19 protein-coding genes and 1 pseudogene are annotated in these 21922 nt (G+C 73.6%); 13 read left to right on the top strand and 7 right to left on the bottom strand.

The annotated features are described in order from the left end of the window. Nucleotides 1-95: 95 nt before the first annotated feature. The gene (locus ACZ6JT_RS27720; RefSeq protein ID WP_469213929.1) at nt 96-1220 is read right to left on the bottom strand and encodes a type ISP restriction/modification enzyme; all 1125 of its coding nucleotides are present in this window, start codon (nt 1218-1220) and stop codon (nt 96-98) included. Between the two features lie 175 nt (nt 1221-1395). Here ACZ6JT_RS27720 and ACZ6JT_RS27715 point away from each other — a divergent pair, with 175 nt between their 5' ends. Continuing rightward, the gene (locus tag ACZ6JT_RS27715) at nt 1396-1605 is read left to right on the top strand and encodes a hypothetical protein (RefSeq protein WP_469213790.1); all 210 of its coding nucleotides are present in this window, start codon (nt 1396-1398) and stop codon (nt 1603-1605) included. On the opposite strand, the gene ACZ6JT_RS27710 is transcribed toward ACZ6JT_RS27715, so the two are convergent. Together ACZ6JT_RS27710 and hmgA are read right to left on the bottom strand one after the other, a co-directional pair. Beyond that, nucleotides 1580-2329 carry a GntR family transcriptional regulator gene (locus ACZ6JT_RS27710; RefSeq protein WP_030720241.1) on the bottom strand — a complete coding sequence of 250 codons (750 nt, stop codon included), beginning with the start codon at nt 2327-2329 and terminating at the stop codon, nt 1580-1582. The two genes, ACZ6JT_RS27715 and ACZ6JT_RS27710, sit on opposite strands and share 26 nt — an antisense overlap. Before the next feature lie 74 nt (nt 2330-2403). Next, nucleotides 2404-3732, bottom strand: a complete 1329-nt coding sequence (gene hmgA / locus ACZ6JT_RS27705; protein WP_469213788.1) for a homogentisate 1,2-dioxygenase — start codon at nt 3730-3732, stop codon at nt 2404-2406. Nucleotides 3733-4032: 300 nt separating this feature from the next. On the opposite strand from hmgA, the pseudogene ACZ6JT_RS27700 reads away from it, so the two are divergent. The 8 genes and pseudogenes from ACZ6JT_RS27700 to ACZ6JT_RS27665 all read left to right on the top strand — a co-directional run. Continuing rightward, nucleotides 4033-6069 (top strand): annotated as a pseudogene (locus ACZ6JT_RS27700) (right-handed parallel beta-helix repeat-containing protein); the annotation flags it as partial. 625 nt (nt 6070-6694) lie between these two features. Beyond that, nucleotides 6695-7510 carry a cupredoxin domain-containing protein gene (locus tag ACZ6JT_RS27695; RefSeq protein WP_469213927.1) on the top strand — a complete coding sequence of 272 codons (816 nt, stop codon included), beginning with the start codon at nt 6695-6697 and terminating at the stop codon, nt 7508-7510. Nucleotides 7511-7553: 43 nt separating this feature from the next. Beyond that, nucleotides 7554-9053 (top strand): hypothetical protein, encoded by a 1500-nt coding sequence (locus tag ACZ6JT_RS27690; RefSeq protein WP_469213786.1) that lies wholly within the window; start codon nt 7554-7556, stop codon nt 9051-9053. Nucleotides 9054-9091: 38 nt separating this feature from the next. Then, on the top strand, nt 9092-9712 hold the full coding sequence (locus ACZ6JT_RS27685) for a TetR/AcrR family transcriptional regulator (protein WP_469213925.1): 621 nt from the start codon (nt 9092-9094) through the stop codon (nt 9710-9712). A gap of 189 nt (nt 9713-9901) precedes the next feature. Continuing rightward, entirely contained in the window at nt 9902-12133 is a 2232-nt protein-coding gene (locus tag ACZ6JT_RS27680; protein WP_469213785.1) for a molybdopterin-dependent oxidoreductase, read from the top strand. 73 nt (nt 12134-12206) lie between these two features. Next, a complete protein-coding gene (locus ACZ6JT_RS27675; RefSeq protein WP_469213784.1) occupies nt 12207-13730 on the top strand; it encodes a CitMHS family transporter in 1524 nt (507 codons plus the stop codon). 102 nt (nt 13731-13832) lie between these two features. Further along, complete coding sequence (locus ACZ6JT_RS27670) at nt 13833-15245, top strand: aldehyde dehydrogenase family protein (protein WP_469213782.1); 1413 nt, start codon at nt 13833-13835, stop codon at nt 15243-15245. Between the two features lie 112 nt (nt 15246-15357). Then, nucleotides 15358-16437: a Zn-dependent alcohol dehydrogenase gene (locus ACZ6JT_RS27665; protein WP_469213780.1), complete on the top strand. Its 1080-nt coding sequence runs from the start codon at nt 15358-15360 to the stop codon at nt 16435-16437. A gap of 126 nt (nt 16438-16563) precedes the next feature. Here the strand turns inward: ACZ6JT_RS27665 and ACZ6JT_RS27660 are convergent, their stop codons facing one another. Then, nucleotides 16564-17205, bottom strand: a complete 642-nt coding sequence (locus ACZ6JT_RS27660; RefSeq protein ID WP_469213779.1) for a TetR/AcrR family transcriptional regulator — start codon at nt 17203-17205, stop codon at nt 16564-16566. 79 nt (nt 17206-17284) lie between these two features. Here ACZ6JT_RS27660 and ACZ6JT_RS27655 point away from each other — a divergent pair, with 79 nt between their 5' ends. The 3 genes from ACZ6JT_RS27655 (at nt 17285) to ACZ6JT_RS27645 (ending at nt 19602) form a co-directional block, all read left to right on the top strand. Further along, entirely contained in the window at nt 17285-18436 is a 1152-nt protein-coding gene (locus ACZ6JT_RS27655) for an acyl-CoA dehydrogenase family protein (RefSeq protein WP_469213777.1), read from the top strand. 136 nt (nt 18437-18572) lie between these two features. Next, a complete protein-coding gene (locus ACZ6JT_RS27650) occupies nt 18573-18860 on the top strand; it encodes a YiaA/YiaB family inner membrane protein (RefSeq protein WP_362806521.1) in 288 nt (95 codons plus the stop codon). 79 nt (nt 18861-18939) lie between these two features. Then, nucleotides 18940-19602, top strand: a complete 663-nt coding sequence (locus ACZ6JT_RS27645; protein WP_469213776.1) for a TetR/AcrR family transcriptional regulator — start codon at nt 18940-18942, stop codon at nt 19600-19602. Here ACZ6JT_RS27645 and ACZ6JT_RS27640 read toward each other — a convergent pair. After that, nucleotides 19593-20054, bottom strand: a complete 462-nt coding sequence (locus ACZ6JT_RS27640; RefSeq protein ID WP_469213774.1) for a MaoC family dehydratase — start codon at nt 20052-20054, stop codon at nt 19593-19595. The two genes, ACZ6JT_RS27645 and ACZ6JT_RS27640, sit on opposite strands and share 10 nt — an antisense overlap. Nucleotides 20055-20159: 105 nt before the next feature. Between ACZ6JT_RS27640 and soxR the strand changes: the two genes are divergently transcribed. Next, nucleotides 20160-20603 (top strand): redox-sensitive transcriptional activator SoxR, encoded by a 444-nt coding sequence (soxR, locus tag ACZ6JT_RS27635; protein ID WP_351296635.1) that lies wholly within the window; start codon nt 20160-20162, stop codon nt 20601-20603. On the opposite strand, the gene ACZ6JT_RS27630 is transcribed toward soxR, so the two are convergent. Next, nucleotides 20584-21336: a 3-keto-5-aminohexanoate cleavage protein gene (locus tag ACZ6JT_RS27630; RefSeq protein ID WP_469213772.1), complete on the bottom strand. Its 753-nt coding sequence runs from the start codon at nt 21334-21336 to the stop codon at nt 20584-20586. The genes soxR and ACZ6JT_RS27630 overlap by 20 nt on opposite strands. After that, nucleotides 21333-21914: a hypothetical protein gene (locus tag ACZ6JT_RS27625; RefSeq protein ID WP_469213771.1), complete on the bottom strand. Its 582-nt coding sequence runs from the start codon at nt 21912-21914 to the stop codon at nt 21333-21335. The genes ACZ6JT_RS27630 and ACZ6JT_RS27625 overlap by 4 nt, the downstream gene beginning before the upstream one ends. Nucleotides 21915-21922: the final 8 nt, after the last annotated feature.

Here is a 21922-nt window from a genome sequence, read left to right as displayed (position 1 = left end):
GCGCGGGTTGGTCCGGCACGGAGGCGTTCGGCGCGGGGCGGGCCGAGCCGGTTCGTTGGCGCGGGGCTGCCCCGCGGGTTCGTCCGCGTCGGCGTTCAGAGCAGTGCGAACTGCCCGCCCGGGCCCTCCTCGTGGTGGTCCAGCACCGAGGCCGGCCGGCGGGCCCAGACCGGTGGGGGCAGCACCCCGGCCGCGCGCAGCCCCTCGGCCGGCAGGACCGGCCCCGGCTCGAACGCCGCCCGCTCCGGCGCCAGATCGGCCAGCAGTGCCAGGGTCGTCACCAGGGCGAGCAGCTCCGAGGTCCAGCTCTGCGGCCACTCGGCGGGCCCCAGCGCCTCCAGCCCGTCGGCGTCCGGGCCGCGGTGCGCGGTGCGCGCGGCGAACCACGCCTCCAGCACCCGCACGCCCTGCGCCTCGTACTCCCAGGCCGCGGCCGGCACGGGGGAGACCGTTCCGCTGCCGAGGCTCAGCGTCTCGGTCCCGGCGTCGTACGCGAGCCCCTGCGGCCATGCCCCGACCGCCGAGCGGACGTACGGCCGCCGGCCGCCCGGCAGCCGCGGCGGCTCACCTCCGCGCGCCCCGCGCAGCTGGACGGTGAGCAGCCGGTGCCCCAGCTCCAGCCCGGCCCGCCAGCGCGCGGGATCGGCGGCGAGCGGGACCTCGTGGCCGCGCGGCCCCGGCCTGCCCGCGGCGAGCACCCAGCACAGGAAGTCCTCGGGCGTGACCCAGCCCCCGTAGCGCTCGCCCAGCAGGGGCAGCAGGCCGGGGGCGAGGTTGGGCTCGGCGCCGCCGGGGCGCCGGTGCAGCGGGCGGATCCGGCCGAGCCGGCCGACCGGGAGGTGCGCGGTGACCAGCGGGTCGGGGGTCTCGACGAGGAACACCTGGTGCTCGTCCCGGACCCGCCAGAGCTCCGGGCGGGCCGTGTCGATCAGCCGCTGGTCGGGCAGGAGCCACTGCTCGTCGAAGGGTTCGCGGAGCACCCGTACGGGGTCGGGGCAGGGACCGGGCGCGTCGGCGAAACGGGCCGTGGCCGCCGAGCGCTGGCCCGGCAGGGCGGCCGCCCCGGCGGCTGGCGTACGGACCCGGCTCGGGCGGAACAGCCGCTCCCGCTCGGCCCCTTCGGAGCCGGTCAGGGCGGCCCAGCGAGCGCGCAGGGCCGCCGGATCGGGTGCGGCCACCCAGTCCCGGCCCAGGCGCAGGCCGCCCACGGCCCAGGGCATCAGGTCGTCCAGCAGCGGTACGTCTTCGCTCACGCCGCCGATGGTAGCGACGGGATCCGATGGCCGGGCTGCGTCCAGGCCGAAGCGCTACGCTCCTTATGTACGCAATGTACGCAAGCTGTGCATACGTGAGGCGTACGCAGGCGTACGTACGGGATCGACCGAGGAGACGGTCATGAGCCAGTACGACGAATACTCGACTCCGTCGCAGGCCGAGGGCGAGCGCCTCGACGAGGACATGGACGAGAAGCAGCGCAAGGAGCGGCACCCCCTGACGACGCGGACCACGCCGTCCCAGGCGGAGGGCGAGCGCGCCACGGAGGCCGGCGAGAAGCAGGCCGCGGACGTGCCGGGTCCCGTCAGTGGGCGTCGACCGTCACGGTGAAGGAGAACCGGTCGCCGCGGTAGCGGATCCGCGCCACGTCCACCACCCGGCCGTCCTCGTCGTACGTCACGCCCGTGTAGTGCAGGATCGGGCTGAGCAGCGGGACCTGGAGCAGCTCGGCCGTCTCCGGGTCGGCGAGCCGGGCCTCCACCGTGTCCGTGATGCGGCTGATGCGCACGCCCACCACGTCCCGCAGCACCTTCGTCATCGGCCAGCGCTCCAGATCGGCGAGGTCCACGGCCTCGGCGAACTCCGGCAGGACCGCGTTCTCCGCCCAGTTGGTCGGTTCGCCGCTCTCCCGGTCGTGGCGCAGCCGGCGGTAGGTGACCACCTCCGGCGTGGCCGGGAAGTGCTCCAGCAGCTCCCCGGCCACGGGCGTGCGCCCGTGGCCGAGGATGGTCGTGCGATCACCCGACTGCTGGGCCACGATCGCGTCGACCGAGCCCAGCAGCCGCACCGGGGTGCTGCGCAGCGCGCCCGGCTCGATGAAGGTGCCGCGCCGCCGGTGCCTGCTGATCAGCCCCTCGCCCTCCAGCTCCTTGAGCGCCTGCCGCATGGTCAGCACGCTCACCCCGTAGTGCTCGGCGAGCTGCTCCTCGGTGGGCAGGCGCAGCGAGGCGTCCGGAGTGCGCCCGAGTATCGAGGCGCGCAGGGACTGCGACACCTGGTACCAGAGCGGCAGCTTCCGGTTCAGCACCAGAGAGTCGGGGGCGAAGGCGGTCACGGGGGTCACGGGTGGATCTCCGAACGGGGCCGGACAGGGGGACGTGCAGCGCACTGCAGGGTATGCAGTGCAGGTCAGGCGCGGAAGTGGCGCTGCAGACCCTGCCACACGTCGTCGTAGCCGCGCTGGAGGTGAGCGGCGCCGGCCGCCTGGGCGGTGGCGGTGATCGGCCAGCGGGTCTCGAACATGAAGGCCAGGCCGTCGTCGATCTTCTGCGGCTTCAGCTCGGCGGCGCTCGCCCGGTCGAAGGTCTCCCGGTCCGGGCCGTGCGCGGACATCATGTTGTGGAGCGAGCCGCCGCCGGGGACGAAGCCCTCCGCCTTGGCGTCGTAGGCGCCCTCGATGAGGCCCATGTACTCGCTCATCACGTTGCGGTGGAAGTAGGGCGGGCGGAAGGTGTCCTCGCCGACCAGCCAGCGCGGGGCGAAGACCACGAAGTCCACGCCCGCCAGGCCCGGGGTGTCGGAGGGCGAGGTCAGGACCGTGAAGATCGACGGGTCGGGGTGGTCGTAGCTGATCGAGCCCAGGACGTTGAAGCGGTGCAGGTCGTAGACGTACGGGACGTGGCTGCCGTGCCAGGCGACCACGTCGAGCGGGGAGTGGTCGTAGGTGGCCGACCACAGGTTGCCGCAGAACTTGTTGACCACCTCGGTCGGGCGCTCCACGTCCTCGTACGCGGCCACCGGGGCCTGGAAGTCACGTGCGGCGGCGAGGCCGTTGGCGCCGATCGGGCCCAGGTTCGGCAGTTCGAAGGGCTGGCCGTAGTTCTCGCAGACGTAGCCGCGGGCGTCGGCGTCCAGCAGCTCGACGCGGAAGCGGACCCCGCGCGGGATGAGGGCCATGTCGCCGGGCCGGGCGGCGAGCAGGCCGAATTCGGTGCGCAGGAGCAGGCCGCCGCGCTCGGGGACGATCAGCAGCTCGCCGTCGGAGTCGCTGACCACCCGGTCCGTCATGGACGCGTTGGCGGCGTAGAGGTGGATGGCCATGCCGGCGCGCTGGGCCGCGTCGCCGTTGCCGCCGAGGGTCCACAGGCCGGACAGGAAGTCGGTGCGGGGGGCCGGGTCCGGCAGCGGGTTCCAGCGCAGCCGGTTCGGGTCCGCCGGGGCCTCGGTGAAGGGGGCGGTGCGCAGGGCCCCGTTCTCGATCCGGGTGAAGGGCGGGTGGGCGGCCGAGGGGCGGATCCGGTAGAGCCACGAGCGGCGGTTGTGGGTGCGGGGCTCGGTGAAGGCGCTGCCGCTGAGCTGCTCGGCGTAGAGGCCGAGGGGTGCGCGCTGGGGCGAGTTCCGGCCGAGCGGCAGGGCGCCGGGGACGGCCTCCGAGCTGTGCTCGTTGCCGAAGCCGGTGAGGTACTCCAGTGCCTCCGCCGTCTTCCTGGCCTGCTCGCTGCCGGCCTGCTCGCTCATGTGCCGCTCCCGCTCCGTCGAAGGAATCCTATGGTTGACAGTAGGATTCCGCGGCCCGCGCGTCAACGGGGTCCCGGAGAGTTGTGTTCCGGGTGATTCGCGGGCTCCGCGTCCGGGGTGGTCCCCGGCCCTCGCATTCGGGCTGGTTCACGGCCCTCGCATTCGGGTGGTTCGGGGGGTCGGGGCCGCGGAGGTTCGGGGGTCGGGCTGCGGAGGCGGGGGAGTCGCGCTGCGGAAGGCCGGGACGGATTCGCGCAGAGGGGGATCCCAAAAGATGAACATTGCTCTACTCTCACGCGCATGTCGTGGACCCGCAGGTTCCCTGCCGTGCCGGCGGCGCTCCTCGCCGCCCTCCTTGCCCTCCTGACCCTCTTCGCCGCCGCGCCCGCCGCCCGCGCGCACGAGGAACGCCCGGTCACCCTCCCCGACGGCTCCGGATCCGTACCGGAGTACCGCGACGCGGAGCCCGACCTGGTCGTCTGCAAGACCGACCGGCCCGCCTTCGAGCGCCGGATATCCGGCTTCCCGGAAGAGCTCCGCCGGCGCAACCTGGCCCTGTACGAGCGGTGCGAGAAGAGCGGCTACCGCCACATCCAGGAAGCCGTGGACGCCGTCGACCGGCCCGGCATGAACATCGCGATCCTCCCCGGGCTGTACGAGGAGGAGCCCTCCCTCCCCAAGCCGACGGGGGAGTGCGCCGCACTGAAGGCCCCCGAGTCCTCGCTCGGCTACCAGATCCTGTCGTACGAGCAGCAGGCGCAGTGCCGGCACAACCAGAACCTCGTCGCCATCCTCGGCAAGACGAACCTGCAGATCGAGGGCACCGGCGCGTCACGGCTGGACGTGGTCGTCGACGCGAAGTACCAGAAGCTGAACGCCATCCGCGCCGACAAGTCCAACGGCATCTACTTCCGCAACTTCACCGCCCAGCGCACCACCTTCAACTCGCTCTACGTGCTCGCCGGTGACGGCTTCGTCATCGACGACGTACTGACCCGGTGGAACGACGAGTACGGCTTCCTGACCTTCGCCAGCGACCACGGGCTCTACAAGAACTGCGAGTCGTACGGCAACGGCGACTCCGGCATCTACCCCGGCAGCGCCTCCGACATCAACGACGGCCGCGGCTACGACGTCCCCCGCTACTCCATCGAGATCACCGGCTGCCGCAGCCACCACAACATGGTCGGCTACTCGGGCACCGCGGGGGACTCGGTCTGGGTGCACGACAACGAGTTCGACCAGAACATGGGCGGCGCCTCGATGGACAGCGCCTTCCCCGGCCATCCCGGACTCCCGCAGAACCACGCCAAGTTCGAGCGGAACCTGATCCACGACAACAACCAGGACTACTACCACCACGTCGCCGACGGCACCTGCGCCAAACCGCCGATCGAGCGCGGCTACGAAAGCGGCGTCGTCTGCCCGCAGATCTCCATGCCGCCCGGCACCGGCATCATCACCGCGGGCGGCAACTGGAACCTGTACGAGGACAACTGGGTGTACGGGCACCGGCGCGCGGGCTTCTTCCTCAGCGCCGTCCCCGCCTTCATCCGGGGCGAGGAGAACTGGTCGAAGCAGACCGACACCTCCCACCACAACCGGTACGCCGGGAACATCATGGGCAAGGACAAGTCCGGCGCCGCCCGCCCCAACGGCATGGACGTGTGGTGGGACGGGCAGGGTCGCGGCAACTGCTGGCAGGACGGCCCCGACGGCTCCACCCCGGGCACGGTCCCGCAGTGCGGTGACCGCCGGGGCGCCGTCTCCGGCGCCTCGGCCCGGCTGGTCGGGGAACCGGTCAAGCTGGTCCAGCTCCTCGTCTGCGCCGACTACAACGTCCAGGCGCGCAAACTCCCGGCCGGCTGCGACTGGTACGGCGCGCGCGGCCTGGAGCGCGTGGAGACCCAGCTCGCGCTCGCCGTGGCCGCGGTTCTGCTGCTGGTCGGCGGGGTCCTGTGGTGGCGCCGCCTGCGGGGCTCCCGGCTGGGCACGGCCGCCACCCTCCTGGGCGTCGCCGGCCTCGCCCTGGACGTGGCCGGCTCCACCATGGCGTTGACCGCCACCTTCGTCCCGGCCCTCGCCCTCCTCCTGCTCGGCCTGTGGTGGACGGGCGTCGGCCTCGCCCTGCGCCCCACCCGCCCCTGGCTGGCCCGCCTGACCCTGCTGCTGGCCGCGCTCACCCTGCTGGACGCCTTCGACAAGGCCGTCCTGATGATCCCCTGGACCCCCCTCAGCCCCGCCTGGGCCCGCGCCCTGACAGCCGTCATCTGGACCCTGTGGACCGTCACGGCCGCCGCCCGCCCCACCACCCCACCCACCCCCGCAGACCCCGCAATTCCCCGACACCCCGCAGCCGCCACAGGTCCCGGACGCCCGGCGGACGCCGCAGGCCCCGCAGGCCCGGCAGGCCCGGCAGCTCCCGCGGGCCCCGCAGCCGCCGCAGGCCCCGGACACCCTGCGGATGCCGCAGGTCCCGCAAGTCCCGGTGGCCCCGCAGATCCCGCCGGCCCCGCAGGTGCCGGCAGTGCCGCAGGAGCCGTGGGCGCCGCAGGTCCGGGACGCCCCACAGATCCCGGAAGCCCCGCAGGAGCCGCGGGCGCAGCGGGTCCTGACCCCGCTGTTCCTGCAAGCACCACTGGCCCCGCAACTCCCGCAAGCCCCGCTGACGCCGCTGGCCCTGCAAGCCCCGCAGGCCAGACCGGCCCCGTAAGCCCCGCAGACGCCACGGGCCCTGCCGGCGCCGGCGCCGGCGCTGCCCCGGCCCGCCCCGCGGCGGCGTCACCCGAACCTCCGGCCGGACCGGACCCGGCCCCGTGACCGCCGCCGCACCCTTCCCGGGTACCCCGACTACAGGAGGCTAGCCGTGACCGGCCGCCCCGACGACGAGATCCGGTGCGACGCCTGCCGTACGCCGCCCCGCGCGGCCCGCAGGACCCGCCGAGCCGCCCGCGGCGCGGCCCTGCTCGCCCTCGCCCTGCTCCTAGCGTGCGGCGCGGCGACGGGCTGCGGCGGGCGGGCCACAACCCACCACAAGCCCGGCACCAGCCACGAGCAGGCCTCCGGCAGCGTGGGCACCCTGCTCACCACGGACGACGGCGCCAGCCACCGGCTCCGCGAGATCCTGGCCCAGGGCGCGCCGGAGGTCCAGCTGGCAGTCCGCCCGGACTCAGAGGACGGCTGGAACCTCCAACTCACGGTGAAGAACTACCGCTTCACCCCCGACAGCACCGGCGGCGCCGCCCTCCCGGGCGCCGGCCACGCCCACCTGGAACTCGACGGACGCAAGGTCGCCCGGCTGTACGGCCCGTGGTTCCACCTGCCCGCCGCGCAGGTCCCCGAGGGCGCGCACACCCTGACCGTCCGCCTCTACGCGGACGACCACACCGCCTGGGCGGTGTCCGGCAAGCCGGTGGAGACCACGGCCCAGCTCACCGCCACCGCCCCGGGCGCCTCCGCGGGCCACGGCCACGAGGAGACCGAGGCCGCGCCCAAGTCACCGGGTCCGCAGGAGGCCGACCGGACCGTCACCGTCGCCGTCCGGGACGGCAAGGTCAGCCCCGCCCCCGCCCGCACCGAGCTGCGGCGCGGGGAGCGCGTCGCTCTGCGCGTCACGAGCGACCGCGCGGACACCCTCCACGTCCACGGCTACGACAAGGAGCTCGCCCTGCCGGCAGGCCAGGAGGCCACCCTGATCCTGACGGTAGACCGCACGGGCCTCTTCGAGGTCGAGACCCACGAGTCCAACCTCGTCCTGACCCAACTCCTCGTCCGATGACCCCACCGGGCGGCGGCAGGTCGCAGACCCCGGCGGACCGGCGGTGAGTCCCGTCGGCTTCGGCCCCGGCGCGTCCGCCCCCGCGGGGTCCGGCCCCGTCGGGTTCGCCAGCGGCATGTCCGGCAGCGGCATGTCCGGGCTCGGCGTGCCCGGCCCCGGCGTGCCCGGCCCCGGCGCGTCCGGCTTCGGAGTGCCGGGCGCCGACGCGTCGGGCATCGGCGGTGGCGGCGTCGGTCAGGGCGTGGTCCATCACCCGACCGATCCGTTCGCCGTGCTCGCGCACGGGATCGGCTCCCAGCACGATCTGCCGATCTCTCCCTTCTACGCCTTCGCCGGTGCCTTCACCGCGCTGTTCGTCTCCTTCCTCGCGCTCGGCCTCCTCTGGTCAACCTCCCGCTTCCGCGGCGATCGCTCGGGGCTCGCCCTGCCCGCCGGCCTCCAGCGGGTGGCCGACGCGCCGGCCACCCGCTGCACCCTGCGCGGACTGGGACTCGCCGCCGCACTCGCCGTCCTGCTCCACCTCCTCCTCGGTCCCGACGACCCCGCGCACAACCCCGCGCCCGGCGCCATCTACGTCCTCCTCTGGGTCGGACTCGTCCCCGCCTCCCTCCTCCTCGGCCCCGTCTGGCGCCTGCTCAACCCGCTCCGCACCCTGCACCGCCTGCTCTCCTGGGCCCTGCGCCGCCACGGCCCCGACCGCCCCCTCCCCGCCCGGCTGGGCCAATGGCCCGCCGCCGCCGGGCTGTTCGGCTTCACCTGGCTCGAACTCGTCGCTCCCGATCCCGCATCCACCACCTCCCTCCTGATCGCCCTCACCACCTACGCCACCACCCAGCTGCTGCTCGCCGCCCGCTTCGGCGAGCGCTGGTTCGACGACGGAGACGCCTTCGAGGCGTACTCCACCCTCCTCGCCCGACTCTCCCCCCTCGGCCGCCGCAGCGACGGCCGCCTCGTCCTCCGCAACCCCTTCCACGGGCTCGACGCGACGCCCGAGCGGCCCGGACTCGTCGCCACCGTCTGCGTCCTGCTCGGCTCCACCGCCTACGACGGCTTCTCCGACAACCCCTCCTGGATCAACGCCCTACAGACCTCCCCCCTCGGCCGCACCCCCACGGCCACGCTCGGACTGCTCGCCTCCATCGCCCTCGTCGCCACCCTGTACGGCTTGTGCGCGGCCGCCACCCGCCTCGTCAGCGGCCCGCACCCCGGACCGCTCACCGCCTTCGCGCACTCACTCGTACCGATCGCACTCGGCTATCTCATCGCCCACTACTTCTCCCTCCTGGTAACCGAAGGACCACGCACAGTAAGCATGGCACTCGGCACTGACAACGCCCCCGAACCCGCCCCACCACTGGGTCCTGGCGCCCTCGCCGCCCTCCAGGTCATCGCCGTCGTCACCGGTCACGTGCTCGGCGTCGTGGCCGCCCACGACCGTTCCGTGCGCCTCTTCCCGCCCGCGAAGGCGGTGGCCGGCCAGCTGCCGCTGCTGGCGCTGATGATCACGTATACGGTCGGAGGCCTCAGCCTCCTGCTGAACTGACTGAGGCCCCTGCCGACCCGGAAGCGAGGAGCGGCATGATGGACCCCGTGCCTCCCGCCCACTCACTGCGCCGTACGCCCGTCCAGCAGCGCAGCGCCGACCGGCTCGCCCGGATCCTCGACGCGTGCGCCGAGCTGCTGGACGAGACGGGGTACGAGAACCTCAGCACCCGCGCCGTCGCCCTGCGCGCCGGTGTGCCGATCGGTTCCGTCTACCGCTTCTTCGGCAACAAGCGGGCCATGGCCATCGCCCTCGCGCACCGCAACCTCGACCGCTACGCCGACGGCATCGCGGACCGCCTCACCGGCCTCCCCGCCACCGACTGGCGGCCCGTCGTGGACGCCGTACTGGACGAGTACCTGGCGATGAAGCGCAGCGTCCCCGGATTCGCGCTCGTCGACTTCGGCGTTCCCGCGCCGCCGGCCGAGGGACCGGAGGCCGACCCCAACCACCAGGTCGCCGCCCGCCTGACCGAACTGCTCTCCACGCACCTGGGCCTGACCCCCGACGCCCCGCTGCAGCGGGCGGTCCTCGTCGCCGTCGAGGCCACCGACGCCCTCATCCAACTGGCCTTCCGGACCGACCCCGCAGGTGACCCCGACATCGTCGCCGAGACCCGCGCGATGATGCAGGCGTACCTCGCCCGCGTGCTGGACTGATCCCGCCCTCCACCTCCCCGGCCCCGGTCGCCTGCGCCATGCCTTGGGCTCCCCTGCCCCCGGCCCACGCCGCACGGCCCGGCGTACCCGGTACTCGGTCCCGTACCCCCCTCCCCTCCCTCCCTACCGGTCGGTATGCTCAGTGCTCCCCGCGTGCCCGTGCCGCAGCCTGTCGCCCATGGAGGGCCCATGCCCCGCACCGCCCTGCGCATCTGCCCCCTCTGCGAAGCCACCTGCGGCCTCACCCTGACCATCGAAGGAGCCGCCGTCAACGGCGCCCGCGGTGACCGTGACGACGTGTTCAGCAAGGGCTTCATCTGTCCCAAGGGCGCTGCCTTCGGGCAGCTCGACGCCGACCCGGACCGGCTCCGCACCCCGCTCGTCCGGCGTGACGGCCGACTGCGGGAGGCGACCTGGGAGGAGGCCTACGACGCCATCGCCGACGCCGTCCCCGCACTCGTGCGGCAGTACGGCGCCCAGTCGGTCGGCGTGGTCCTCGGCAACCCGAACGTCCACACCATGGCCGGCGCCCTCTACCCGCCGCTGCTCCTCAAGGCCCTGGGGACCCGCAACCTGTTCACCGCCAGCACGCTCGACCAGATGCCCAAGCACGTCTCCAGCGGGCTGCTCTTCGGCGACCCCTTCGCCATCCCGGTCCCCGACCTCGACAGGACCGACTTCCTGCTGCTCCTGGGCGCCAATCCCGTCGAGTCCAACGGCTCCCTGTGCACCGCCCCCGACTTCCCCGGCAAGCTCAAGGCGCTGCGCGCCCGCGGCGGCACCCTGGTCGTCGTCGACCCGCGCCGCACCCGGACCGCCGCGCTCGCCGACCGCCACCTCGCGCCGCGCCCCGGCAGCGACGCCCTGCTGCTCGCCGCCCTCGCGCACACCCTGCTCACCGAGAAGCTCGCCGCCCCCGGCGCGCTCGAAGAACGGATCGAGGGACTCGGGGAACTCGAGGCCGCCCTCGGGAGTTTCACTCCTGAGGCCGTGGCCCGCGCCTGCGACCTCCCGGCCGACGAGATCCGCACCCTCGCCCGCGAGCTCGCGGCCGCGCCGACCGCCGCCGTCTACGGGCGGATCGGCAGCTGCACCGTCGAGTACGGCACGCCCGCCAGCTGGCTGGTCGACGTGCTGAACATCCTCACCGGCAACCTCGACAGGCCGGGCGGAGCCCTCTTCCCGCTCCCGGCCGCCGGCCCGCGGCCCCGCCCCGCCGGGCCCGGCAAGGGGTTCGCCATCGGCCGCTGGCACAGCCGGGTCAGCGGGCACCCCGAGGTCAAGGGCGAACTGCCCACCGCCGCCCTGGCCGAGGAGATCGAGACTCCGGGGGAGGGGCGGATCCGCGCCCTCATCGCCATCGCCGCGAATCCGGTCCTGTCCGCACCCGACGGCGACCGGCTCGACAAGGCACTGGCCGGCCTCGACTTCATGGTCTCGGTCGACCCGTACCTGAACGAGACCTCACGCCACGCCCACGTCGTCCTGCCCCCGCCGCCGCCCTCGCAGAGCGCCCACCACGATTTCGCCTTCAACGGCTTCGCCGTCCGCAATCAGGTCCGCTACACGCGCGCCGCCGTCCCGCTCGAAGCCGGCCGCCTCGACGAGTGCGAGATCCACGCGCGCCTCGTCCTGGCCGTCTCCGGCATGCACGGATCGGCCGGACCGGAGGCCGTGGACGAACTGGCCGTCCAGGGCGCCCTGGCCAGGGAGACCGCCGACCCCGGCTCGCCCCTCCACGGGCAGGATCCGGCGCGCCTCGCCGGCCTCCTCACCGGCGAGAGCGGTCCCGAGCGCCGGCTCGACCTCATGCTCCGACTCGGGCCGTACGGGGACCGGTTCGGCACGGCGGCCGAGGGACAGCTCAGCCTGGAGCGGCTGCTCGCGCACCCGCACGGCATCGACCTGGGCCCGCTGCGGCCCCGGCTCCCGGGCGTGCTGAGGACCCGCAGCGGCAGGATCGAGCTGCTCCCGGAGCCGATCGCGGCCGAGCTCCCCAGGCTGCGCGCGGCGCTCACCGACCGCCCCGCCGCCCTGGTGCTCGTGGGCCGCCGCCACCTGCGGTCCAACAACAGCTGGTTGCACAACGTCCCGGCCCTCACCGGAGGTTCCAACCGCTGCACCCTCCAGATCCACCCGCAGGACGCCGGCCGGCTCGGCCTCACCGACGGCGGCCGGGCCCGGATCACCGCCGAGGGCGGCAGCCTGGAGGTACCGGTGGAGGTCACCGACGCCGTCCGCACCGGTGTCGTGAGCCTTCCGCACGGCTGGGGCCACGACCGTGCGGGCGCCCGCCTCGCGGTGGCCGCCGCGGTGCCCGGCGCCAACGTCAACCAGCTGCTCAATGGCACCCGACTCGACAGGCTGTCCGGCACGGCCGTGCTCAACGGCTTCCCCGTCGAGCTCACACCCCTGCCCTGAGCTGGGGTTTTGCTCGTATTGCTCACGCGCATACGTCTTGTTGGCCCCCCGAGGCGGCACCTACCTTCCCCCCATGCTGACCTTCCTCGGCTTCGCCATGATCGCGACCTTCCTGGTCCTGATCATGATGAAGAAAATGTCGCCCATCGCGGCCCTCGTCCTCATCCCCGCCCTCTTCTGCGTGTTCGCCGGCAAGGGCGCCCACCTCGGCGACTACGTCATCGAGGGTGTCGGCAAGCTCGCGCCGACCGCCGCCATGCTGATGTTCGCCATCGTCTACTTCGGCGTGATGATCGATGTCGGCCTCTTCGACCCCGTGGTGCGCGGCATCCTGCGCTTCTGCAAGGCGGACCCGATGCGGGTGGTGGTCGGTACGGCCGTCCTCGCCGCGATCGTCTCGCTCGACGGCGACGGATCGACCACCTTCATGATCACTGTCTCCGCCATGTATCCGCTGTACAAGCGGCTCGGCCTGAGCCTGGTGGTCATGACGGGCGTCGCGGCCACGGCCAACGGCGTCATGAACACCCTGCCCTGGGGCGGCCCCACGGCCCGCGCCGCCACCGCCCTCAAGCTCGACGCCGCCGACATCTTCGTCCCGATGATCCCGGCCCTGGCGGCGGGCCTGCTCTTCGTGTTCGTGCTGGCGTACGTCCTCGGTGTGAAGGAACGCCGCCGGGTCGGCCTCCTGGTCCTCCCCGGCGGGGCGGCGGAGTCGGAGCCGAAGGCGCCGCAGGAGCCGGGGCAGGGGGAGGGGCAGGAGTCCGCAGCCCTCGTCGCGGCCGGCTCGGGCCTCCGCACGACCGGCGTCCCCGCCCCCGCCCCAACCGCCGGCTCAGGCCGGGAGGTCGGTGCCGGTGCCGGTCCCGTTTCCGGTGCCGAGTCGGGTGTCGACTCCGCGGAGGCCCCCGGGTCCGCCGCCACGCCCGCGCCCGCCCCCGGCGACGGCGACGGCTTCCAGGGGCTCGACCCGCAGCGCCCCACCCTGCGCCCGCGCCTCTACTGGTTCAACGCCGGTCTCACCGTCGCGCTCCTCACCGCGATGATCACGGAGCTGCTGCCCATCCCGGTGCTGTTCCTGCTCGGCGCCGCCCTCGCGCTCACCGTCAACTTCCCGCACATGCCCGACCAGAAGGCCCGGATCGCCGCCCACGCCGACAACGTCCTCAACGTCGCCGGCATGGTCTTCGCCGCCGCCGTCTTCACCGGGGTCCTCACCGGCACCGGCATGGTCAAGCACATGGCCGACTGGCTCGTCGGCGCCATCCCCGAGGGCATGGGCCCGCACATGGCGCTGGTTACCGGTCTGCTCAGCCTGCCGCTCACCTACTTCATGTCCAACGACGGCTTCTACTTCGGCGTCCTGCCCGTCCTCGCCGAGGCCGGCGCCGCCCACGGGGTCTCCCCGCTGGAGATCGCCCGCGCCTCCCTCGTCGGCCAGGCGCTGCACATGTCCAGCCCGCTGGTTCCGGCCGTCTACGTCCTCGTCGGCATGGCCAAGGTCGAGTTCGGCGACCACACCCGGTTCACCGTGAAATGGGCGGCTCTGACCTCTCTCGTCGTCCTCGCGGCGGGGATGCTTTTCGGCATCATCTGATCCCGGGCCACCCCTGGCCGATAAAAACTACCGCCGCTAGTTTGTAGGGTGTCGGGGAGGTCGGATCCACGTGCCGATGCGTACGTACTCGGGAGGAATGCCATGAAGGCCCAGGACGGGATGTACATCGGCGGCGCGTGGCGGCCCGCCGTCGGAGCCGACCGCATCGAGGTCGTCAATCCGGCCGACGGCCAGGTCATCGCCGAGGTCCCGGCCGGCACGGCCGAGGACGTGGACGCGGCCGTACGCGCGGCCCGTGCGGCCCTGCCCGGGTGGGCGGCCACGCCCCCGGCCGAGCGCGCCGCCCTGATCGGAGCGCTCCGCGACGCACTGCAGGCCCGCAAGGGTGAGCTGACCGAGGCCGTCACCGCCGAACTCGGCGCTCCGCTGCCCTTCGCGAAGGCGGTCCACGTCGGAGGGTCGATCGCCGTCACCGCCTCCTTCGCCGAGATGGCCGCCTCGTACGCCTTCGAGGAGCGCATCGGGAACTCCACCGTCCTGCTGGAGCCGGTCGGTGTGGTCGGGGCCATCACGCCCTGGAACTATCCGCTGTACCAGGTCGTTGCAAAGGTGGCGCCCGCTCTCGCCGCCGGCTGCACCCTCGTCCTCAAGCCGGCCGAGGACACCCCGCTGACCGCACAGCTCTTCGCCCAGGCCGTGCACGACGCGGGGATCCCGGCCGGAGTCTTCAACCTGGTGACCGGTACCGGTCCGGTCGCCGGGCAGGCGCTGGCCGCGCACGAGGGAGTCGACTTCGTCTCCTTCACCGGCTCGACCGCCGTCGGCAGGAAGATCGGCGCCACGGCCGGCGCCGCCGTCAAGCGCGTCGCCCTCGAACTCGGCGGCAAATCGGCCAATGTCATCCTGCCCGGGGCCGACCTGGCCAAGGCCGTCGCGGCAGGCGTCGACCACGTCATGAACAACACCGGCCAGAGGTGCAACGCGCTCACCCGGATGCTCGTCCACCGGGACCAGTACGAGGAGGCCGTCTCGCTCGCGGCGGCCGCCGTCGCCGGCTACCCCACCGGCGATCCCCGCGAGGCCGGCACCCGCGTCGGTCCGGTCGTCAACGCGAAGCAGCACGAACGCGTCCGCGGCTTCATCGCCAAGGGCGTGGAGGAAGGCGCGCGCCTCGTCGCGGGCGGGCCTGACGCGCCCCACGAGCAGGGCTACTTCGTCGCCCCCACCGTGTTCGCCGACGTCACGCCCGACATGACCATCGCCCAGGAGGAGATCTTCGGCCCCGTGCTGTCGATCCTCGCCTACGAGGACGAGGAGGAGGCCCTGCGCATCGCCAACGGCACCGTCTACGGGCTCGGCGGCGCCGTCTGGGCCGCGGACGAGGAGACGGCCGCGGCCTTCGCCCGCCGCATGGACACCGGACAGGTCGACATCAACGGCGGCCGCTACAACATCCTCGCGCCCTTCGGCGGCTACAAGCAGTCGGGCGTCGGCCGCGAGCTGGGCCCCCACGGCCTGGCGGAGTACCTCCAGACCAAGTCCCTGCAGTTCTGATCCCGCTGTCCCGCTGATCCCGCTGATCCGACTGATTCCGCGACACCGCGACGTTTTCGCCCCTGCACCCTCCCGTCCCCCACCCGAGCACCGGAAAGACGAGACGACGACCATGGTCCGCGCCGCCATCCTGCCCGCCGTCGGAGCCCCGTTGGAGATACGGGAGATCGTGCTGCCCGATCCCGGCCCCGGGCAGGTCCGCGTACGGCTCGCCGCAGCCGGGGTCTGCCACTCCGACCTCTCCCTCACCAACGGCACCATGCGGGTCCCCGTGCCCGCCGTCCTCGGCCACGAGGGCGCGGGCACGGTCCTCGCCGTAGGCGAGGGCGTCACCCACGTCGTGCCCGGCGACGGCGTGGTGCTCAACTGGGCCCCGTCCTGCGGGGAGTGCCACCACTGCACCCTCGGTGAGGTCTGGCTGTGCGCCAAGGCGCTCAGCGGGGTCGGGGCGGTCTACGCGCACGACGCGCAGGGCACCGAGCTGCACCCCGGGCTGAACGTGGCCGCCTTCGCCGAGGAGACCGTCGTCGCGGCCAACTGCGTGCTGCCCGCGCCCGCCGGGATCCCGCTGGCCGAGGCCGCCCTGCTCGGCTGCGCCGTCCTCACCGGTTACGGGGCCGTCCACCACAGCGCCCAGGTCCGGCCCGGCGAGTCGGTGGCCGTCTTCGGTGTCGGCGGGGTCGGCCTGGCAGCCCTCCAGGCCGCCCGGATCGCGCAGGCGGGCCCGGTCGTCGCCGTCGACGTGTCCCCGGCCAAGGAGGAACTGGCCCGCGCGGCCGGGGCCACCGAGTTCGTGCTCGCCTGCGACACCACCGCCCAGCAGATCCGTGCGCTCACCGGCGGGCAGGGCGCGGACGTCGCCGTCGAGTGCGTCGGCCGGGCCGAGACCATCCGCGGAGCCTGGGAGTCCACCCGCCGCGGCGGCCGCACCACGGTCGTCGGCATCGGCGGCAAGGACCAGCAGGTCACCTTCCACGCCCTGGAGATCTTCCACTTCGCCCGCACCCTCACGGGCTGCGTCTACGGCAACAGCGACCCCGCCCGCGACCTGCCGGTGATCGCCGAACACGTCCGCGCCGGCCGCCTCGACCTCGGCGCCCTCGTCACCGACCGCATCACCCTCGACGGCATCCCGGCCGCCTTCGACGCCATGCTGGCGGGCAAGGGCGGCCGCTCCCTGGTCGTCTTCTAGCCGCATGGCCACCAGCCCGCCGCCGCCCCGCACCGCCGCCGGCCCGCCGCCCGCCCACTGCACGCCCGACGGCCCCACCGCCGCCGCCGGCCCCCCGCCCGCCGCCGGTACAGCCGCGCCCAGCCGTTACGCGGTCTCCCGCAACGTCTCGTACTGGAGGGCCAGGCCGTCGAGGAGTGCCGCCAGGCCCGTCTCGAAGGCGCCCTCGTCCACCTCGCGCTGCCGCTCGGCCAGCAGGTGGGCCTGGCCCAGGTGGGGGTAGTCGGCCGGGTCGTACGCGGTGCGGTCGTCCACGAACCCCCGGGCGAAGGAGCCGACGGCCGAGCCCAGGATGAAGTACCGCATCAGCGCGCCGATCCGGGTCGCCTGCGCCGGCGGCCAGCCGGCCGCCGTCATCGCGCCGAACACCGCGTCCGCCAGCCGCAGCCCGGCAGGGCGGCGGCCCGGACCGCGGGCCAGCACCGGCACGATGTTCGGATGGTCCGCCAGGGCGTCGCGGTACGAGTGCGCCCACGCGTGCAGGGAGGACCGCCAGTCCCGGCCGCCGTCGAACATCGACAAGTCGACCCGTGCGCTCACCGAGTCCGCCACCGCGTCCAGGATCTCGTCCTTGGTGCGGAAGTGGTTGTAGAGCGAGGGTCCGCTGACGCCGAGCGCGGCCGCCAGCCGCCGCGTCGACACCGCCTCCAGCCCCTCGGCGTCCACCAGCGCGCCGGCCGCCTCGACGATGCGGTCGCGGCTGAGGAGGGGCTTGCGCGGTCTGGCCATGCGCCACATAGTAGGGCCTGGCCGCCATAAACTACCGGTGCTAGTTAAACGCCCCGGACGAGACGCCCGGAGGTGCCCGGTGAACCTGGAGCTGAGCGAGGAGCAGAGCGCCGTACGCCGGCTCGCCCGCGAGTTCACCGAGCGCGAGGTCGTCCCGTACGCCGCCGCGTGGGACCGCGCCGAGAGCGTCGACCGGGCCATCGTCAGGAAGCTCGGAGACCTCGGCTTCCTCGGCCTGACCGTCCCCGAGGAGTACGGCGGCTCCGGCGGCGACCACCTCGCCTACGTCCTCGTCACCGAGGAGCTCGGACGCGGCGATTCCGCTGTGCGCGGGATCGTCTCCGTCTCCCTCGGCCTGGTCGCCAAGACGATCGCCGCGTGGGGGACCGAGGAGCAGAAGCACGCCTGGCTGCCCCGCCTCTGCTCCGGCGAGGCCCTCGGCTGCTTCGGCCTGACCGAGCCCGGCACCGGCTCCGACGCGGGCGCCCTGACCACCCGCGCCGTGCGCGAGGGGGACGCGTACGTCATCAGCGGCGGCAAGATGTTCATCACCAACGGCACCTGGGCCGATGTGGTGCTGCTCTTCGCCCGCACCGGCGACGAGCCCGGCCACCGCGGGATATCCGCCTTCCTCGTCCCCGCCGACACGCCGGGTCTCACCCGTCGCGAGATCCACGGCAAGCTCGGCCTGCGCGGCCAGGCCACCGCCGAGCTCGCCCTCGACGGCGTCCGCGTCCCCGCCTCCGCCATGCTCGGCCCCGAGGGCAAGGGCTTCTCGGTCGCCATGTCCGCGCTCGCCAAGGGCCGCATGTCGGTCGCCGCCGGCTGCGTCGGCATCGCCCAGGCGGCCCTGGACGCGGCCGTCTCGTACGCCGCCCAGCGCGAGCAGTTCGGCAAGCCGATCGCCCACCACCAGCTGGTGCAGGAGCTCATCGCCGACATCTCCGTCGACGTGGACGCGGCCCGGCTGCTGACCTGGCGGGTCGCCGACCTCATCGACCGCGGGCAGCCCTTCGCCACCGAGTCCTCCACCGCCAAGCTCTTCGCCTCTGAAGCCGCCGTGCGCGCCGCGAGCAACGCCCTCCAGGTGCACGGGGGCTACGGCTACATCGACGAGTACCCGGCCGGCAAACTGCTGCGCGACGCCCGCGTGATGACCCTGTACGAGGGCACCAGCCAGATACAGAAACTGCTCATCGGTCGCGCCCGCACCGGAGTGTCCGCCTTCTGAGCCCCGGCCGGCCGAGTCGGTCGAGTCGGCCAAGTCGGCCAGTCGGCCATGTCGGCCAAGTCGGCCGAGCCGGCTGAGTACCCTCATGAGTACGCGTGCGGATGTGCCCGCCCCCGCCGCGCCCGATGCTCGACCCATGAACGAGACACCGGTCAAGCAGCAGAGCACGGGGGCGTACTACGGCCAGGCCGTCGCCTCCTTCGGCATCGCCATCGGCGCCGTGTCCGTGGGGATCTACAACCTGGACGCGAACGGCTGGGTCCGCGCCTTCCTCGGCATCGCGGTCCTTTACCTCACCACCTCCGCCTTCACCCTCGCCAAGGTGATCCGCGACCGCCAGGAGGTCACGCAGATCGTCAGCAGGGTGGATCAGGCCAGGATGGAGAAGATCATGGCCGAGTACGACCCCTTCGCGCCGAAGTAGTCGGCTCGTCCGCACTAAGCGCTTGCTCACCCTCCGGTAAGGTGTTCACTTCCACACGGTGAAGAGGTGAGCGAGAGCGATGGACAGCGCGGAGGAGACGGTCGACGGATACCGGCCGTGGTCCGAGGTCACCCCCGACGCCGCGCGGCGGCTGCTCGTCGCCGCCGTCGAGGCCTTCGCCGAGCGCGGGTACCACGCCACCACCACACGTGACATCGCGGGCCGGGCCGGCATGAGCCCGGCCGCGCTCTACATCCACTACAAGACCAAAGAAGAGCTGCTCCACCGGATCAGCCGGATCGGCCACGACAAGGCGCTGGAGATCCTGACCACCGCGGCCGAGGGTCCCGGCTGCGCCGCCGAGCGGCTCGACGCCGCCGTACGGTCCTTCGTGCGCTGGCACGCCGCGCACCACACCACCGCGCGCGTGGTCCAGTACGAGCTCGACGCTCTCGCTCCGGAGCACCGCTCCGAAATCGTGGCACTGCGTCGGCAGAGCGATGCCGCCGTCCGCCGGATCCTCGCCGACGGGGTCGCGGCAGGGGAGTTCGACGTCCCGGACGTGCCGGGCACCACCCTCGCGGTGCTCTCGCTGTGCATCGACGTGGCCCGCTGGTTCAACGTGGGCGGGCAGCGCACGCCCGACGAGGTCGGCGGGCTGTACGCCGACCTCGTGCTCCGCATGGTGGCCGCGCGGCCGGGCCCTCGGGCGGAGCCCTCCGAGGCGGTCCGTCAGAAGTAGTAGCGGGACACCGACTCGGCCACGCACACCGGCTTGTCGCCGCCCTCGCGTTCGACCGTCACCGTGGCCGTGACCTGCACGCCCCCGCCCGCATCCGTGACCTCCGTGATCGCGGCCGTGGCGCGCAGCCGCGAGCCGACCGGCACCGGCGCGGGGAAACGGACCTTGTTCGTCCCGTAGTTGAGCCCCATCTTCATCCCCTCGACCCGCATGATCTGCGGTACCAGGGCGGGCAGCAGGGACAGTGTCAGATAGCCGTGCGCGATGGTGGAACCGAAGGGTCCGCCGGCTGCCCGCTCCGGGTCCACGTGGATCCACTGGTGATCGCCCGTGGCGTCCGCGAAGAGGTCGATCCGCTTCTGGTCCACCTCCAGCCACTCGCTGGGGCCGAGTGGCGCGCCGATCCCGGCGCGCAGTTCCTCGGCGGACGTGAAGACCCTCGGCTCGGACATGCCCTGCTCCTGCCTTTCGCGGACAACTCACGGACGAATAAGCGCTTGCTCAGCATGCTGGGACCGCATGTGTATGTCAACGGACCTCCGACTACCCTCGGCCGGGTGCCGCAGATTCCCGAGAAAGTCCACGAGCTCACCGTCGGCCAGCTGTCCGCCCGTAGCGGCGCGGCCGTCTCCGCACTCCACTTCTACGAGGCCAAAGGCCTGATCAGCAGCCGCCGCACCTCCGGCAACCAGCGCCGCTACACCCGTGACGCGCTGCGCCGCGTCGCCTTCGTACGCGCCGCCCAGCGCGTCGGCATCCCGCTGGCCAGCATCCGCGACGCCCTGGCCCAGCTCCCCGAGGAACGCACCCCCACCCGCGAGGACTGGGCCCGGCTCTCCGAGGCCTGGCGCACCGAGCTCGACGAACGGATCATGCGGCTCGGCCGGCTGCGCGACCACCTCACGGACTGCATCGGATGCGGCTGCCTCTCGATGAAGACCTGCGCCCTGTCCAACCCCGACGACGTCTTCGGCGAACGCCTCACCGGTTCGCGGCTGTAGCCCCCGGGGCGGCCGCGCCCCGCCGTATCAGTTCCCGGGCCGCCGCCACCAGTTCGGCGGTCGACCGCGCCGGCCGCCCGTCCGGCAGGTGCAGTACGTCGCCCACGCCGGTGCGCGCGCCCGTTCCGCAGCGGGCGGCCAGCCGCAGCACCGGCCAGGCGGCCGCCTCCCGCCCGTACACCAGGACCGCGACCGGGGGCAGCCCGCGCAGCCCCGCCACCAGCGCCGGATCGGCCGCCGCGAGCTCGACCGCGAGCCGGATCCGCCCCGGATCGCGCACCGGCCAGGCCAGGAACCGTGCCATCGGCTCCGGTCCGGCCGGTCCGCCCACCGGCACCACCGCGTCCACCGAAACCCCGCGCGCCAGCAGCGCCCGCCCCAGCTCCTCGGCCCCCGGCTCCCCGAAGTGCACCACCGCCCGGTCCGGCAGCACCGTCCACGAGCGCACCCGCTCCGGCGGCCCCGCCGGATCGGGCTCGGCCCCGACGCCGGCCGGCACCGACAGCGGTACGTGGACCCCCGCGCCCCGCATCGCCGCCAGCACCGGCCCCACCACCCGCGGTGAAAGGCTCTCCCGCCCGCACGGAGTCCGCGGGTGCACCAGCACCTCCCCGGCGCCCGCGGCCACCGCCGCCAGCGCCGACTGCGCCAGATCCGCCGGCGACATCGGCACGGCCGGGCCGTCGGCAGCGCTCCGGGCGCCGTTCACCGACGCCAGCAGCAAGGTCCTCACGCCGCCCCCGCCGAGGGCGTATCCGCCAGCGCCGGTCTCGGCACCACGATCCCGCAGCCCGCGCACACCGGCCCGTCCCAGGCCCAGGCGCCCTCCCACGGCCGCATCGGCGTCACCGACGGCCACCGCAGTTCGGTGTCCCCGCAGACCGGGCACGCCGTCCCGGGCTCCGACTCCAGCGCCCGGACCAGCCGCCGCAGCACCTCGCCCAGCGCCCCCTCCGGCCGCACGCCCGGATCCGCGCACCGCACCACCGCGTCCCCGCTCCCGCCCCACGCCCACTCCGGTCGGCGCAGCCCGTCGTGCTTCTCGCGCCGGCGCCGCTCCGCGAACTGGCGCTCGTACTCCAGCCAGACCGCCCGCGCGTCCTCCAACTCCTCCAGTGCGGCGACCAGCCGCAGCGGATCCGCCCCCCGGTCCTCGGGGGCGATCCCGTGCCGGTCGCACAGGTGCCACCACGTGGCCCGGTGCCCGTAGGGCGCGAACCGCTCCAGGCAACGGCGCAGTGAATGGCGCCGCAAGGCCCGGTCATTGCGCGCGTCGCGCACTTGGTAGGCCAGACTCCGGAATCCCGCCATCGCACCAT

The sequence above is a fragment of the Streptomyces sp. NPDC046308 genome (assembly GCF_055588065.1).
The sequence above is the reverse complement of the archived record's forward strand: the minus strand, read 5'-3'. Positions and strand labels throughout refer to the sequence as shown.